The following is a 238-nucleotide window of genomic DNA, read 5'->3' as shown; positions in this document are numbered from 1 at the left end:
GGATATCAAAGGCTGCTTGCCTTTGAAGAAAAGTGGGCAAAAAAATATCCCCTGACCTGCAAATCCTGGCTGGACAATTGGTTAAATCTCTCTGCATTCTTCGAGTACGATGAGGTAGTACGAAAAATCATATATACTACCAATCCAATTCAAGGGGTACATCGCCAGATACGCAAAATCACCAAAACTAAAGGTGCTTTTCCTTCAGAACAGGCACTGATGAAGCTAATGTATCTGG

1 protein-coding gene is annotated in these 238 nt (G+C 41.6%); it reads left to right on the top strand.

Annotation, left to right across the window (positions count from 1 at the left end; all coding sequences use genetic code 11):
* The coding region (locus tag GNY06_RS09475; RefSeq protein ID WP_176590007.1) for a transposase at positions 1-238 on the top strand (238 nt) is incomplete at both ends.

Origin of the sequence: Elizabethkingia argenteiflava, from assembly GCF_009904105.1 — a bacterium.
Classification (GTDB): Bacteria; Bacteroidota; Bacteroidia; order Flavobacteriales; family Weeksellaceae; genus Elizabethkingia; species Elizabethkingia argenteiflava.
This window is presented reverse-complemented; position numbering and strand designations above follow the sequence as displayed.